Source organism: Clostridium sp. ZBS2 (assembly GCF_023845855.1).
GTDB lineage: Bacteria > Bacillota > Clostridia > Clostridiales > Clostridiaceae > Clostridium > Clostridium aquiflavi.
Window position 1 is genome coordinate 1 of record NZ_JAMQIF010000034.1, and the last position, 15119, is coordinate 15119.

General features: G+C 27.8%; 19 protein-coding genes. All 19 read left to right on the forward strand.

Annotated elements, in window-relative coordinates; translation table 11 throughout:
* Window positions 1-267 precede the first annotated feature (267 nt).
* Window positions 268-681, forward strand: a complete 414-nt coding sequence (locus NG918_RS15565) for a phage tail assembly chaperone (RefSeq protein WP_252212561.1) — start codon at window positions 268-270, stop codon at window positions 679-681.
* A gap of 195 nt (window positions 682-876) precedes the next feature.
* Window positions 877-2829 carry a tape measure protein gene (locus NG918_RS15570; RefSeq protein WP_252226943.1) on the forward strand — a complete coding sequence of 651 codons (1953 nt, stop codon included), beginning with the start codon at window positions 877-879 and terminating at the stop codon, window positions 2827-2829.
* Window positions 2829-3491: a LysM peptidoglycan-binding domain-containing protein gene (locus tag NG918_RS15575; protein ID WP_252226950.1), complete on the forward strand. Its 663-nt coding sequence runs from the start codon at window positions 2829-2831 to the stop codon at window positions 3489-3491. The genes NG918_RS15570 and NG918_RS15575 overlap by 1 nt, the downstream gene beginning before the upstream one ends.
* Before the next feature lie 11 nt (window positions 3492-3502).
* Window positions 3503-4474 (forward strand): XkdQ/YqbQ family protein, encoded by a 972-nt coding sequence (locus NG918_RS15580; RefSeq protein ID WP_252226952.1) that lies wholly within the window; start codon window positions 3503-3505, stop codon window positions 4472-4474.
* A gap of 3 nt (window positions 4475-4477) precedes the next feature.
* Window positions 4478-4807, forward strand: a complete 330-nt coding sequence (locus NG918_RS15585; RefSeq protein ID WP_252212557.1) for a DUF2577 domain-containing protein — start codon at window positions 4478-4480, stop codon at window positions 4805-4807.
* Window positions 4800-5207 (forward strand): DUF2634 domain-containing protein, encoded by a 408-nt coding sequence (locus NG918_RS15590; protein ID WP_252212556.1) that lies wholly within the window; start codon window positions 4800-4802, stop codon window positions 5205-5207. The genes NG918_RS15585 and NG918_RS15590 overlap by 8 nt, the downstream gene beginning before the upstream one ends.
* 2 nt (window positions 5208-5209) lie before the next feature.
* Window positions 5210-6256, forward strand: a complete 1047-nt coding sequence (locus NG918_RS15595) for a baseplate J/gp47 family protein (RefSeq protein ID WP_252212555.1) — start codon at window positions 5210-5212, stop codon at window positions 6254-6256.
* Entirely contained in the window at window positions 6246-6854 is a 609-nt protein-coding gene (locus tag NG918_RS15600) for a putative phage tail protein (protein WP_252226955.1), read from the forward strand. The genes NG918_RS15595 and NG918_RS15600 overlap by 11 nt, the downstream gene beginning before the upstream one ends.
* 6 nt (window positions 6855-6860) lie before the next feature.
* Window positions 6861-8243 (forward strand): phage tail protein, encoded by a 1383-nt coding sequence (locus NG918_RS15605; RefSeq protein WP_252226957.1) that lies wholly within the window; start codon window positions 6861-6863, stop codon window positions 8241-8243.
* Between the two features lie 17 nt (window positions 8244-8260).
* Window positions 8261-8635 (forward strand): hypothetical protein, encoded by a 375-nt coding sequence (locus NG918_RS15610; protein ID WP_252226959.1) that lies wholly within the window; start codon window positions 8261-8263, stop codon window positions 8633-8635.
* Window positions 8635-8793, forward strand: a complete 159-nt coding sequence (locus NG918_RS15615; protein WP_252226961.1) for a hypothetical protein — start codon at window positions 8635-8637, stop codon at window positions 8791-8793. The genes NG918_RS15610 and NG918_RS15615 overlap by 1 nt, the downstream gene beginning before the upstream one ends.
* A 55-nt stretch (window positions 8794-8848) precedes the next feature.
* The gene (locus tag NG918_RS15620) at window positions 8849-10018 is read left to right on the forward strand and encodes a phage tail protein (protein WP_252226963.1); all 1170 of its coding nucleotides are present in this window, start codon (window positions 8849-8851) and stop codon (window positions 10016-10018) included.
* Window positions 10019-10039: 21 nt separating this feature from the next.
* Complete coding sequence (locus NG918_RS15625) at window positions 10040-10387, forward strand: YomQ N-terminal domain-containing protein (RefSeq protein WP_252226964.1); 348 nt, start codon at window positions 10040-10042, stop codon at window positions 10385-10387.
* Window positions 10387-10554, forward strand: a complete 168-nt coding sequence (locus NG918_RS15630) for a hypothetical protein (RefSeq protein WP_252226966.1) — start codon at window positions 10387-10389, stop codon at window positions 10552-10554. Before NG918_RS15625 ends, NG918_RS15630 begins: the two co-directional genes overlap by 1 nt.
* 352 nt (window positions 10555-10906) lie before the next feature.
* Window positions 10907-11359: a transposase gene (locus NG918_RS15635; protein WP_252226968.1), complete on the forward strand. Its 453-nt coding sequence runs from the start codon at window positions 10907-10909 to the stop codon at window positions 11357-11359.
* Window positions 11360-11674: 315 nt separating this feature from the next.
* The gene (locus tag NG918_RS15640) at window positions 11675-12910 is read left to right on the forward strand and encodes an Ig-like domain-containing protein (protein ID WP_252226970.1); all 1236 of its coding nucleotides are present in this window, start codon (window positions 11675-11677) and stop codon (window positions 12908-12910) included.
* Between the two features lie 85 nt (window positions 12911-12995).
* Entirely contained in the window at window positions 12996-13196 is a 201-nt protein-coding gene (locus NG918_RS15645) for a BhlA/UviB family holin-like peptide (protein WP_012423645.1), read from the forward strand.
* 62 nt (window positions 13197-13258) lie between these two features.
* The gene (locus tag NG918_RS15650) at window positions 13259-14053 is read left to right on the forward strand and encodes a GH25 family lysozyme (RefSeq protein WP_252226972.1); all 795 of its coding nucleotides are present in this window, start codon (window positions 13259-13261) and stop codon (window positions 14051-14053) included.
* A gap of 297 nt (window positions 14054-14350) precedes the next feature.
* Window positions 14351-14887 carry a hypothetical protein gene (locus tag NG918_RS15655; protein WP_252226974.1) on the forward strand — a complete coding sequence of 179 codons (537 nt, stop codon included), beginning with the start codon at window positions 14351-14353 and terminating at the stop codon, window positions 14885-14887.
* The last annotated feature ends 232 nt before the right edge of the window (window positions 14888-15119 follow it).

A 15119-nucleotide genomic window follows, 5' to 3' on the forward strand; every position in this document is an offset into this window, starting at 1 on the left:
GTTAAGTGTGTGTAAAAATGTTATATTTTACGCCTCGAACTTACTCAGTGACTTAATAGGATTCGTGTTTCCTCTTTTAAGTCTCAATTTTATATTGGGAGCACGCTAAAATGGGACTATACTCATTTTTAGTATTCTTCAGTTTAATTACTCAGTCCAACTTTACTTATGAATATATCAACGTATGCTAAAACAGAGTCTTATTTATGCTTTGAGTATTAAATATTAGTGTAAAAACAAAAACGATTAGTGAAGGAGTATGGAATAATGAATAATTTTGAAGATTTTTTAATGGATAGTTTTGAGGATACACAAGAAATTGAAAGAGAAGTAACAATAGGTGGTAAGAAAAAGCTTATGAAATTTAGACCTATTTCTGCTGAAATGGGGGATAGAATAAGAAAGAAAAATAGAAAAACTAAATTAATAAAAGGTCAAAGAATAATGGAAACAGATCAAGATAAATATGTATCTGATTTAATAATTGAAACTACAATTTGTCCTGACTTAAAAAATTCAGAACTACAAGCTTCATGGGGAGTTCTTGGTGCTGAAGAGCTACTAAGTGCAATGAAATCTAAGATGAGAGATGGAGAATTTTCAGATTGGTCATCAATAGTAGGAGAAGTTAATGGCTATGATAAAAGCGTTAATGATTTAATTGAAGAAGCAAAAAACTAATTAAGGAGGGAGATGGTGAAGCATCATATGCTCACTATGCCCTCCATAAATTAAAAATACTACCTCATGAATTAATGAATTTATCTAGACAAGAAAAGGCGTTTATATATGCTTCAATAGATTTACATGTAGAAAAGGAAAAGAAAGAAGCAAATAGGATGAAGAGAAAAAGATAAAAGGAGAGGAGGTAATATTATGGCATCAATGGAAACGGGCTTAATGGTAATGGATGGAATGGTAAATCAACCAGCATTACAACAACCAATAATGCCTAAGTTTCAACAAACATTACAAATGCAGCAAATACAATTAATACAACAAGAAATTTCATTAACAAATGTTTTACAAATAAATGTTCAAAAAGCAGCAGATGAACAAGATAAATTAAATCAAAATGTAAATAAAAGTACATCTAGTATGTCTGCACTAGCAACAAAGGCATCAGAAACATTTAAAAGTTTTTTCAATGCAGAAACATTGAAAAATGGAATATCAGCAGTTATAGGTGAAGCAAGTAAAATGCAAGACAAAATGATTTCAGTACAAGGAATGCTTGGAAATAAAGAGGCAGGAACAGCTTATTTTAATCATCTTCAAAAACAGGCTAATGAATCAGGATTTTCATTTGATGAACTTAAAAATAATGCACAATCATTTATGGGAGTAACTAAAAATACAGAAAGCTTAGATAAACTAGCCAATTTATCAGAACGTTTATCACTTGGTAATTCAGGAGAAGGAATATCTGGAGCAGGTGGAGCTATTAATAGTATGCTATCTGGAGATGGATCTGATCTTAAAGATAAGTTTGGATTTAGTAGCGAAGATATGGGAGTTTTACAAGCAAGTAAGGATTTAGATGATTTTACTTCAAAATTTGATGTGTTATTAAATAAAAAAGGCTTAGATTCTTCAATGCTAGATGAATTTAACAATTCAGCATCCTCACAATTTGAGAATCTTAAAGAAAACTTTGATAGTAGTTTAGGTACGATTGGATTAGGGTTATTGAATGCTATCAATCCAGCAATGCAAATGTTAAATGAAATGTTTTCCGATGGAGCTTTTCAGGGAATAATAAGTGGTATATGTATGGGAATTGGTTTGATAGCGACTTTAATATGTTGGGTTGGAGATGTAGTTACAAGCAATTGGGACATAATACAACCTATGTTGATATCATTAGGAATAGCTTTATTAGCTATATTAATACCACTTGTATTTCAATTTGCATTTGCATGGGTTATAGCTAATTTACCGATATTGATTTTAATAGGCACAATAATGTTACTTATATACTTTTTGAATTTATTTGGAATAAATTTTCAACAGATAATAGGTTTTATAGGTGGACTCTTTATGGGATTTGTAGGTTTTATATATAATAGCATTGCTTTAGTCTGGAATATAGTTGCTGCATTAGCTGAATTTTTTGCAAATGTATTTAATCATCCATTGTATTCTGTTCAACGTTTATTTTATAACATATGGAATTCTATTGTTGAATTCATAGGTGGAGCTTTAGATTGGATTGTAGAAAAAGCTAAAAGTATTCCATTTCTAAAAGATTTAATTGGAGATTTTTCAATAGGGTCTTTTAAAATGGATATACCAGAACCACCAGAGGATTATGTAAGTGTACAAAGAATGGAAACAAAGGATTTAAATGGCCAATTTAATTTAGGTTATAGTAGCGGTAGTAATTTTGTAAATGGTATTTCAGATAAGTTTAAAAATAATGATGCTATTTTAAATTCATATAATGAAGATAACATGGGAAATAATTTTAATAATTCTCTATTAAATCAAGGTGGAAATAATTCAAGTGGTATTCCAAGTGATATGGGTGGAGGCAGTGATGCTTTAACCTCAGCAATAGACAATACTAATTTAGGTAATAATGTATCAGAAGGATCAGAATCACTTAAGGGGATAAATGATAGTGTGGAAGTTTCAAATGAAAATTTAGACTTAATGAATGATTTAGCAGAACTGGAAAGTATTCAAAATTTCATAACATTAACTCCAACTGTACAAGTAACTACAGGAGATATAAGAGAAGAAGCAGATATAGATACAATTATATCTAGAATAGAATCCTATATGGAAAATGAAATGACTAATAGTGCAGAGGGGCTGTATGCGTAATGAGTAAAAGATATAAGATGCGATTAAGCGTAAATGAAGGCAGAGAAGGATTTGTTTTGCCAGTTCTTCCACAAGAAATTGAGATAAGTGATAGTGGAGATAATAAAACTCACAATGTAATAAATTTAGGTGAAGTAAATATAATAAATATTCCTAAGTTAACTAAAATATCATTTAAAAGCTATTTCCCAAGAAATAATGGTCCTTATGTGAATGATAAGAATTTTTTTAGACCACATGAATATATGAATAGACTAAATCAATGGCGTCAAAATGCAGAAAAAGTAAGATTTATATTTATAGGTTCAGAATTTGAAATAAATGATTTATTTTCTATTGAAAATCTTAAATTTACCGAAAAAGGTGGAGAAGTAGGAGATATATACTATTCAATAGAGTTAAAAAGATATAAACCTTATTATGCTACAAGAGCAGTTGTAATGGAAACAAAAAATGGTGTCATTGTTGAAAATTATAATACTACACTTAGACCTGATGATAAAGTAAAAGTTAATATTCATAAAGTAGTTAAAGGTGAAAGCTTATGGCATATTGCAAAAAAATACTTAGGTGATGGAAATAGATACAAAGAAATAGCAGAACTTAATAACATATCAAATCCAGGTTTAATATATCCTGGACAAGTTATTAATATTCCATAAAGGAGGTTAGCATGAATATAGAATTATTAATTGATGATAAAAAAAGTAATATCTATAATCTTAGCAATCTTATAAAACAAGTAACATGGAAAACAAAAAGAAAAGGAAGTTCTTCAAGCTTAGAAGTGACATTGTTAACAGATGAAACATTAGGTGTATCAAATGGTGACATAATAAGATTTAAAGTTGATGGGGTCAATATTTTTTATGGTTATGTATTCAAACATAGTGGTAATGAAGGAGAAGAAATAAAACTAACAGCTTATGATCAAATTAAATATTTAATGTATAATGATACTTTTTCAGATGTTAACCTAAAAGCAAGTGAAGTAGTTGAAAGGATACTTTATAATCTAGGATTGAAAAAAGGTATTATTGAAGATACAGGTTATGTAATTCCTAGATTTAACGAAAAAGATAAAAAATTATTAGATATTATTTATAAAGCATTAGAAAAAACATTAGGTTCAACTAAAAGAACTTTCGTTTTATATGATGATTTTGGAAGTATTAATCTTAAAGATATAAATAATATGAGGCAGGAATTAATAATATCTGAAAATACTAATTTAGGAAAATATGATTGGAGTAATTCAATCGAAGATAGTTATAATGCTATAAAGCTTGTTAGAAAAAGTGAGGATTCAGAAGAGGAAGAAGTATACACTACTGAAGATAAAAATAACATTTATAAATGGGGTAAACTTCAATTTTTTAAAAGCATTGATGATAAAGTGAATAAGGCACAAATAGACGAAATACTCAAAGTTCATTTAACATTAAAAAATAAAGAGAAGAAATCATTAAAACTTAAAAATGTTTTAGGAACTGATATTAAATTAGAGGCAAAACTTAGAGGGGGATCTGGTGTGTGGGTTGATATAAAAAGATATGGAATAAATGAAATGTATTTAATAGAAGAAGCCACACATAAGTTTTCTAAAGATGGACACATAATGGATTTTGATTTAAAGGTGGTGTAAAGTTTGGCTAGTATGATAGAAATTATAAAACAAGCAAGTGTAAATGCAATTAATGCTGGAAATCCTTTAGATATAGAATTTGGAACTATAATAGATGATAATTTAACTGTTAGGATAGATCAGAAAAGAATATTACAAAAAGATTTCTTTGTTGTTCCAGAAAGTTTAAATAGATATGAAATAGATTTAAAACATTCTCATTCAGAAACATCATCAGCTCTTGGCACAATAGTTATTAGAGAAGGATTAAAAAAAGGAGACATTCTTGCATTGTTAATGATTGAAAAGGGAAGTAGATTTTTAATTCTTGATAAGGTGGGAAAGTATGAATAATTTTAGTATATTGCCTCAAGGAGGCATAATAAAAGATATTGATATTATAAAAGAAAAAAAGCATCCTAGTAAAACTTATAAGATCAAAGAAAATAGAATAATTGGATTTTGTGATGAGATAGAAGCACTTAAGCAGACAATATATTTTATATTAAATACAGAGAGATATGATTATTTAATATATCCTGATAGTTATGGAAGTGAATTTAGAAGAACTATAGAAATGGACAGAGATATTGCAGAGAGCGAACTAAAGCGTAGAATTAAAGAAGCATTAACCCAAGATGATAGGATTGAAAATGCAGATGAATTTATATTTGAATATGAGAAAGACAGTGTATTAGTAAAATTCACTGTCTTTTCTATTTACTCAAAATTATATGAAAGTGTGGTGATTTAAATTTGTTTGAAGTAAAAGAAGAAGACTTATTAAAAGAAATGCTAGATAAAATCCCTAATGATTTGGATAAAAGAGAAGGCAGTAGTTTAATATATAATGCATTAGCTCCAGCAGCACAAGAAATATCAAAACTAAGATCTGATATGGATAGATTTTTAGAATATACTTTTGCATCACCTAATATACCTGATGAATATTTAGATAAAAGATGCGTTGAACATGGAATTGAAAGAAAGATGGCAACATATGCAATAAAGTTAGGAACGTTTTATGATACAGAAGAGAAGTTAATTGATATTCCATTGAAATCTAGATTCTCTATAGATAAGACTAATTACATTGCAACAGAAAGAATTGAAAAGGGAAAATATAAAATGCAATGCGAACTTATAGGGACTAAAGGAAATTATCCAAGTGGGAATTTACTTCCTATTGAATACATTGAAGGATTAGGAAAGGGAGCTTTAGGTGAAACAATACTAGATGGTGTTGATACAGAAAGCAATGAAAGCTTATTTAATAGATTAATGGTAAAAGTAAGAACGCCATCAACATCTGGAAATAAATATGATTACTTAAATTGGGCTTTAAGTGTTAATGGAGTTGGAGATGCAAAAGTAAAGCCATTGTGGAATGGAAATGGAACCGTAAAAGTGTTAATAACAGATACTGATGGTAGAGCACCTGTGGAAGATTTAATAAAAAAAGTAAGTGATGTTATAGAAGAAAAAAGACCTATAGGAGCAACCGTTACAGTTACAGGAATAAAAGAAGTTAATATTAAAATTTCTACAAAGGTTATTTTACAAGAAGGTAGTGTTTTAGAAGCAATAAAAGATATGATTATTTCTAATATTAACTCTTATTTTAAAAAGATAAGTTTAAAAACTAATATAATAAGATTTAATAGAATAGTAAACTGTATTTTAGATGTGGATGGAGTTGAAGATTATAAAGAAATTACTTTAAATGGAAAACAAAAGGATATAAGTTTAAGCGAAGATAGCGTTCCAATATTGGAAAGTGTGGTGGTAGATGGTGTTAATTAAGAGCTATGTACCTTTTTTTATATCACAAATTAAAGAATTTGCAAAAATATATGATCTTGAGCAAGATGAAATTGAAAAACTGACTTTAAATATAAGAGATTTACTAAATCAATGTTTTGTAGAAACATCAACATGGGGAATAAAATATTGGGAAGACTTTCTTAACATTGTTCCAGATGATTCTAAATCAATAGAAAGTAGAAGATCAAATGTATTAGCAAGGTTAAGAGGAGAAGGAACAACATCAAAAGAGGTAATAAAACAAATTGCTAAAAGTTTTATAAATGATGTTGAGGTAAAAGAAAAAAATGAGAATTATAGCTTTGAAGTATATCTAAAATCAAGAGATGGATTTTCAAAAATGCTAGAGCTGTTATATTCAGCAGTAGAAGAAGTAAAACCAGCACATTTAAAAGCAAAATATAAACTTATAGCTATAAATGAAAGTTCTATATATTTTGGTATAGCTCCTATGGGTGGAGAAATTTTAACTAGTTATCCATGGAGTTCTAGTGATATTAAATCTAATAACAAAGTCAATATACAAATTATACAAAATAGAAGCTTAGAAAGCTTAATTATATATCCAAAGGGGTGAATATAAATGAAAGAAAAATTTTATACAATATTAACGAATATAGGGAAAGCAAAGATAGCTAATAGCAGTGCATTAGGAAGTAAGGTTAATTTTGCAAAAATAAAAGCTGGAGATGGAAATGGAAAATACTATGAGCCAACAGAAGATCAAATAAAGCTTGTAAATACTGTTTGGGAAGGCAATATAAGAAACATTGAGGTAACTAAAGAAAATCCTAATTGGATAGAGATAGAAGCAATAATTCCATCAGATGAGGGTGGATTTACAATTAGAGAATTTGGAGTATTTGATGAGGATGATAATTTATTAGCAATATCAAAATGTCCAGAAACTTATAAACCAATAATATGTGATGGAAGTATAAAAGAACTATTAATAAAAATGGTACTCTCAGTAAGTAATACAGACAATGTTTCACTAAAAATAGATCCAACAATAGTGGTTGCAAAGAAAAGTGATGTTGAGAAAGTTAGTGCTAATGTTGATGAAATTAAGTCACAAATGAAAGATATTGCGAACGATAGTTATCCAATAGTAGAAGCTACTGGAACTAATGCCTACGTAGGTTCTACAGCTAGAATAACTAAACTAAGTAAAGGTACAAGATGCACTTTATTTATAGCTACAGATTCTAATAATAATTGTAATTTAAATTTAAATAACTATGGAGCTAAGAATATAAAAGATAGTTTTGGAAATATAGTTACTAATCTTAAAGCCAATATTCCATATAACTTGTGTTACAATGGCTTGGATTTTATATTACAGGGTAAAGGAGGTGGTGGAAATGCTACATCTAGCCAAGTTTTATTAAATTCAACTTTTACAAATGATAGTGGACCACAAATAGGAAGTATGCCTAATAGAGGTGCACCAGTTGTAAATTTAAATTGTGGTGGAACATTTAATTTACAGGAAGGTTATTATAGCGGAGGACAGGCGATTGCAAATAGTTTAGCTAGTCAAACTCCTGGAAATGCTACAGCATCGCAAATATTAGCTGGATTTAGTGCTTGGGTTAATGGAAATAAAGTTGCTGGGAGTGCTACACTAGAGAGCTTGGGTGTAAAAAAATTTAAAAGTGGGACTGGAAAGGTATTAGGTTTACAAAGTGTTGTTTATAAAGAAGTTAATTTAGAAACTAACACTATTTTATACTCAAAAAATTCTTATGAAATTTCTTTAGACTTAGATTTCATAGCAAAATTTTTAGTTATACATTCAAGAAACTCGGTTTCAGTTAAATTTAATGATATATGCATTACTCTTCATGACGAATCTGTTAATAGTAATGATAGTCTATCTTGTTATAGAGTAAATGAAAATATTAATACAATTCCTACTTCATTCAAGGAAGGAGCATTTACTTATTATGCATTTGGAAATTGATAAGGAGGAAATTAAATATGAAAATACTAACAGTACACAACTTAAAAGGACAACTTATTTTTACACAAACTAATGCTACGGAGCAATATAAATGCTTGGTAGAGGACGTGGCAGATAATAAGGAAGTAATAGGGGTAGACTTAGAAACTAATAAGTTTATTTTAGTAGATAGACAGGCTACAACAGAAGAAAAAGAACAACTTAAGAGAGAACTAGAAGCTAAGAATTTAGAACTAGAGAAGAAAAATAAAGAATTAGAAGTTAAGTCTAATGAATTAGAAAATAAAGAAAATGAATTAAATAGCACTAAGCAAGAATTACTAAGTACCCAAGCTACTGTAGTAGATGTTACTTATAATAATTTAATAAAAGAAAATGGAGGAATGAAATAATGGCTAATATAATGGAAAATTTAATCAACAACAAATTTTATACTACAAAGGAAGAAGTGGATAAGAAATTAAGTGTATTCTTTGCATTTAATGTAATTACACAAGAAGAATATACAAAATTAATGCAACTTACAGAAGCGAACTATAAAGCAGTTTAGTTCGCAATAGGAATAAAATAGGAAGCACATATAAATAGAAAGGAGAGTTTAATAAATGTCTGAAAAGTTTTATACTATATTAACTAATATAGGAAAAAGTAAAGTTGCTAACTTTGCAATTAATGGAGAAGAAGTAAAGTTCGTTAAACTAAAAGTTGGAGATGGAAATGGAAAGTATTATAACCCAATAGAAAATCAAAAAGATTTGATAAATACAGTTTGGGAAGGAAAGATAGGAAATATTCAAATAGATAAAGACAACCCTAATTGGATAGTTTTAGAAGCAATAATTCCACCAGAAGTCGGAGATTTTACAATTAGAGAATATGGAGCATTTGATGAAGAAGATAATTTACTGGCAATATCAAAATGTCCAGAAACTTATAAACCTACAATATCTAATGGAAGTACAAAAGAATTAATAATAAAAATGATACTCTCAGTTAGTAATACTGAGAGTATTTCTTTTGAAGTTGATCCTAATATAATGCTAGCAAAAAATAGCAAAGTAGATGAGATAGATAAAAAAGTTAATCATACTATTTCGCAATTGAAAGATTGTGCGAAAAATATTACTTCATTATCAGATTATGCGAAAGAAAGAGTATTTAAGTCTTATTCATGCCCGCAGGCATATGGAGTTGCATTAAATAAAGATACAACTATTAATGAAATTTGTAGTAAACTTCCAAATTACTCAATTCTTTTTATGAATACAGATAAAGAAGAATGTATCACTTTGTTAAAACAAATTCCTAATAGATATATGTTTTTACAAGTTTTTAAGCAAGGGGGTGCGAGATGTAATTTAAGGGCAACTTTAAATGATGGCACGCTGTATATAGCTAGTTATCATACAGTCGATAATAAATTTAGTGGTTGGAAAAAAATATCAATTATTGATAGCGACTGGATACCAGTACCCTTATTAAATGGGGCTACATCAAATGGTAGTGATATTTTTAGATATAGAAAATTTAATGGATTTGTAATTTTTAAAGGTGGAGTTAACAATGTAAAATCAGATAATTTAGTTATTGGTAGCTTACCATATGGTTTTTTACCTAATTCTATATGTGGAGGAGGGAGTGTTTGTTTAGCGTTATTAAATAGTGATAAGACCATTAATAGTGTATTTATAACAAAAGATGGAAAAATAATGATAACTAAAGCTTCTTCTTCGGGTACATGTTGGTTTGATGGAATTATGTACCCATTAGATTAATAATGAAAGGGGTGAGAACGTATGTATAATAAAACTATTATAGATAAAAAAGGCTATATTGCAATTCCACATATTTTAGTTGATGAAAATAACAATATATTACTTGCAGATTTAGAGTTGCAAGATGACCAAGAAATTGTTGAATTTTGTAAAAATACTACTTTATTAAAACCAAAATGGGATTTGGAAAAAGAAGGTTGGATTGAAATGGCAACAGATGAAGAAATAAAAAAATGGGAAGAAGCTAATAAACCAGTAGAAAAAGAACCAACCAAAGAAGATTTATTAGAACAACAACTATTAGAAACACAGGCTCAGTTAGTAAATTTAAAAGAACAAATATTATTAAATAATGGAGGAATAAAATAATGAATAATATAATGGAAAATTTAATTAACAACAAATTTTATAAAACTAGAGAGGAAGTAGATAAAAAGCTAAATGTATTTTTTGCTTTTAATGTTTTAAAAGAAGAAGAATATACTAAATTAATGCAGTTAACAGAAGAAAAATATAAAGTAGTTACTACACAATAGCAAAAAAATTACCAATTATAAATAAAAATCAAAGGTAATGTTAATCATCATTTAAGGTGATTTTTGGTAAGTTATAAGTGTAGCCAATAATCTTGTAAAGGATTAAAGCTAGCACTTATTTTTTTACACTATAATATAAAAAGAGTAATTGGTTTACATTGGTGTTTAGGAATTTTAATTCCTCAATAAAAACTGTTAACCATCTCTTATTATAGGCATTTGATTAAGCAGGATGAAACTTATTAAAGAGCTTTTGTGTAACTAACCAAAATGAATTGTAATAAGAGTGATGGGTACAATTATTAGCTCAATAAAGATTTCAAACTATGGAATAGATAATTGATTTCATCTTATGGACTATTGTACCTCTGACTCACTATATGCCATTTGTAGACAATATAATCAATATGTTAGTATGAAAATTAAATGTAAAGTTAATTTATCAAATATATTAGATAAAACAATGCATGGAATTACTAATTTATTAAGAAATAATGATTATGTTGGAAAATACAAATTAAATTCATTTATAGCCTATGCCGGGATAGATGCTCCAGCGTATGAATCAGGGAATTTTAAAGGTACGCAAAGAAGAATATCTAAGCAAGGATCTGCTTATTTAAGAAAAACAGACTATGAGATAATGGCATCAATAAAAGCTATAAAGCCGATACAGGATTCAGCTGTAGATGATTATATTTTAAAGAAAGAACTAGAAGGGAAGGCTAAAAAAGTAGCTAAAATAGCTGGACTAAATAAATTTTTAAGAATTTATTATGCGAGAGTAAAGGAAGCTTATAAGTAAATTTAAAAACAAAAATAATTTGTATAACAGACCAAGGCAAATTTTTAAAATATGATTGGTCTATTTGTTATGCAAATTTTTATTAATACAAGAAAGCAAAAAAACTTGTTAAAAAGGTATTGACTTTGCTTAGCAGGTTTTTATTGTCTAAAAACAACAGATTAAAATCAATTATATGATAAAAAGTAAAAAATTACTAAATTTCTTATATATAAAGGAATTTGTATTACGATTATTGTTGGTTTTTACCATATATAAAGTTAAAATATTTTATGGACGCGTTCAATAATGGAAATAAGGGAGAAATAATATATAATGAAAAATTGTTTTAAAAGAATACTTATCATGTTTGTAGTAGCATTAACTATTATTTTAGGGAATTTCACAAATGCTTTTGCAGATGATAATTTTGAAATAGGAACTAGTAATTTAAATAACACCGTAGAAAATAGCGCTAAAGTTGGAGATAAGCTTATACATCCTGAAAAGACATGGAGAAGATATGATGATACTTTTACTAATATAAAATATAGTTCTAATATAAAAGCTTCAGAAGAAGATGGAAATTACATGAACACATATCATGGTGTCTATAAAACAAAATTAGGAGAAACAATAAAGTTTAATTTTACTGGTGACAAAATTAGATTGATTGGTTTAGTATCATCCAATTATACTCATAAAATTAAAATAGAAATAGATGGACAGGAAGATTATTTCGATGCAAATTTAAATTCAACTAAATATAATGATACTTTCTCAGCTGTTATGTATTCCAAAGAAAATCTATCTGAGGGAGTCCACTGTGTTGTAATAACGCATATAGAGTATATAGAAAATCTATTAACATATGATTTTAGACTTGATGCTATAGATATTGATGAAAACGAAGAATTATTATCTTATAATGAGTCAATATCATTAGATCATTCAATAATGAATTTAACAGTAAATGATTCAAAACAATTAACAGCGACAACTACACCTTCAGCTGTAGATATAGATTGGTCAAGCTCAGATGAAACAGTTGCAACAGTAGATTCTAATGGAAATGTTAAAGCTATAAAAGAAGGACAAGCAACGATAACATCACAAATTAAAGGAACAGATATAAAAGCTAATTGTATGGTTACAGTTACAAAAGAAGATAAAGAACCTGAACCAATAGATCCGGAACAAGAGTATATAATTAACACTGCTTATGCCAAAGGCGATAATACTAATAATGCTAGTGGTCAAGTATCTATAATATTTAGGGGAGTTACGGAGGCACAATTAAAAGTTGTAAAAACAGCAGATGTAGATTCTGTATATGTGGGAGATAATTTTACATATACAATAGAAGTTACTAACACAAGTGATAAAACTGCTAAATCAGTAGTTATTAATGATAGTGCTCCTAATCATATTCAATTTATACCTAATGGAGTAACAACAACTCAAGGGCTAATTGATTCAAGTTCAACATCTAAAAGTATTATAGTTAATGTTGGAGATATTCCTCCATCAGGAACAGTTATAATAAAAATACCAGTTCTTGTAGTGGAATAAAATTATAGTTAAAATTTATTAAGGCACTCACTTAAATGTAGGTGTCTTTTCTTATATCCAAAATTATATTAAAAGGAGCAACTTTATGGATGAAATAATGAAAATGGCTTTAAGTCAGGGCTTAGGATATGCGTTATTTGTTTTTTTATTATTGTATGTTCTTAAGACAACTGGTGAAAGAGAAAATAAGTATCAAACTTTACTTGATGCATTAGCAGAAAAGTTTAATGTTGTTGAAGACATAAAAGAAGATGTGAAAGAAATTAAAAATAAGATTGAGAGCTAGAAATAAAAATAGAGTATTGATGAAACTAAAAATTATTTATTAATTATGAAAGGTGAGGTTGTATGCGAGGTATAGATGTAAGTAATCATAATGGAGATATAGATTTTAATAAAGTAAAAGAAGACAATATAGAAGTTGCTTATATAAAAGCAACTGAGGGGACAACCTATGAAGACCCTTACTTAAATAAAAATTATGATGAAGCTAAAAAAGCTGGTATTAAGACTGGCTTTTATCATTTTTTAGTTGGTTCTTCTGAGCCAGAAACTCAGGCAGAAAATTTTTATAATAATATAAAAGACAAGGAGAATGATTTAAAACCTTGTTTAGATATAGAAATAAGCAATTTTAATGTAATGGATTATGCTCTAAAATTTATAAAAAAGTTTGAAAGTTTATGTGAATTACAACTTTGCATATACACTTCGCCTTATTTTGCAAATGAAAACTTAGATTCTAGAGTAGCTAAATATAAATGTTGGATAGCTCATTATGGCGTTGAAAATCCTATGAAAACAACTATATGGGGAGAAAATTATGCAGGACATCAATTCACTGAAAACGGTAAGATAAAAGGAATTGATACTAATGTAGATATAAATAATTTTACAGATGCTATATTAGTAAAACATAAGAAAATAGGATATGTAATAACTGATTACTTGCCAGATGGGTATAGGGGAAATAACGAATTTAAGGGTGTTGATCTAGAATATGTTTTAAGTTATTTCAATGATATTAGATGCTATGTTAGAAGCGATAGTAAAGGCATTTGGTTAGAAACTCAGGTTTTACCTATGAGTAAGTGCCAAGAATTAAAAATTAAATTAGGTAATTGGTTCTACTGTATAAAATAGATTTTTAATAAAGGATGATAATGCAAAAATAATCCTCCAATTTTTAGATACTATTTTTCAAACAAAAATTAGATTGATATTATAATAGTTATTATTAATAACAATGTAATAAAATCATGCATATAATATTGTATGAAGTTATAAAGTTTATAATTTCATGAGTTATAGTAATCAGAGTTACTTTTGCTTTTGAGATTTGTTTGGTGATATTCCTATAATAAGAAATGTAATGTTTGCTAAAAGAATAAGTATCTATCTATTAAATGTTAAAACTAGATTACACAAGGAGGATGTAATATGAGTAAATTATATTATAAGGAAGAAATAGCCGCAAATGATGAAATAATTGAGAAGTTAAATGTAGATGATAAAGAAGAAGATAAAAATTTAAATATAGATATGGAGACAACTGAGGAAATAAATAAAGAAATAGATATAGCTAATGAAGAAGAGAGAAAAAGATGGCATTTTGGAAAACATGTTGATCTTTCAGCAAATTGCAATTTCGAAATGCATGTTAATTCTGAAAATAAGATGATTTATGTATGTCCAGGAAAGGCTCAATACTTTTTAGCTAGTTCATCAAAATGTTGTGGACCAATTAGTGTTAAATATTTAGGCCATAATTATGATGAAAGATGTAAAAAAATATATGGATGTCTTGGAACTTATTTTGTATTTGATTCAGGAATAGTTATTATTCCTAAAAAACAATTACACCCTGGCGCTATAGATGTTTTACCATTCTTAGCATATGATGGATGCAATTATTATAAATTTGAAGTAATATTCACTTATTCTCCATGTGAATGCTGTAAATGTTGTAGTAAGTAGTTTTTTAAAATAAATGTAAATATATTTTAATATAAACAAAATTGTTAATCTAAATGATTAAAAAATAATTTAGATAAACTCTTTTGTTATCTTATATTCTATAAGCAATTTTAATAAGGACGTTTAAGAAAGAATATAATACTTTTCCAAAATATGTTGACAATTTAACTTTTTTGTAATATTTATACAAAGTGATATTTGATAAAATCTTATGTAGACCATTAACGCTTTT

Bases quoted from the DNA above. Each gene is read 5' to 3' on its own strand.
- NG918_RS15565 (WP_252212561.1), top strand. From the start codon at position 268: ATGAATAATTTTGAAGATTTTTTAATGGATAGTTTTGAGGATACACAA.
- NG918_RS15570 (WP_252226943.1), top strand. From the start codon at position 877: ATGGCATCAATGGAAACGGGCTTAATGGTAATGGATGGAATGGTAAAT.
- NG918_RS15575 (WP_252226950.1), top strand. From the start codon at position 2,829: ATGAGTAAAAGATATAAGATGCGATTAAGCGTAAATGAAGGCAGAGAA.
- NG918_RS15580 (WP_252226952.1), top strand. From the start codon at position 3,503: ATGAATATAGAATTATTAATTGATGATAAAAAAAGTAATATCTATAAT.
- NG918_RS15590 (WP_252212556.1), top strand. From the start codon at position 4,800: ATGAATAATTTTAGTATATTGCCTCAAGGAGGCATAATAAAAGATATT.
- NG918_RS15605 (WP_252226957.1), top strand. From the start codon at position 6,861: ATGAAAGAAAAATTTTATACAATATTAACGAATATAGGGAAAGCAAAG.
- NG918_RS15610 (WP_252226959.1), top strand. From the start codon at position 8,261: ATGAAAATACTAACAGTACACAACTTAAAAGGACAACTTATTTTTACA.
- NG918_RS15615 (WP_252226961.1), top strand. From the start codon at position 8,635: ATGGCTAATATAATGGAAAATTTAATCAACAACAAATTTTATACTACA.
- NG918_RS15620 (WP_252226963.1), top strand. From the start codon at position 8,849: ATGTCTGAAAAGTTTTATACTATATTAACTAATATAGGAAAAAGTAAA.
- NG918_RS15625 (WP_252226964.1), top strand. From the start codon at position 10,040: ATGTATAATAAAACTATTATAGATAAAAAAGGCTATATTGCAATTCCA.
- NG918_RS15630 (WP_252226966.1), top strand. From the start codon at position 10,387: ATGAATAATATAATGGAAAATTTAATTAACAACAAATTTTATAAAACT.
- NG918_RS15635 (WP_252226968.1), top strand. From the start codon at position 10,907: ATGGACTATTGTACCTCTGACTCACTATATGCCATTTGTAGACAATAT.
- NG918_RS15640 (WP_252226970.1), top strand. From the start codon at position 11,675: ATGAAAAATTGTTTTAAAAGAATACTTATCATGTTTGTAGTAGCATTA.
- NG918_RS15645 (WP_012423645.1), top strand. From the start codon at position 12,996: ATGGATGAAATAATGAAAATGGCTTTAAGTCAGGGCTTAGGATATGCG.
- NG918_RS15650 (WP_252226972.1), top strand. From the start codon at position 13,259: ATGCGAGGTATAGATGTAAGTAATCATAATGGAGATATAGATTTTAAT.
- NG918_RS15655 (WP_252226974.1), top strand. From the start codon at position 14,351: ATGAGTAAATTATATTATAAGGAAGAAATAGCCGCAAATGATGAAATA.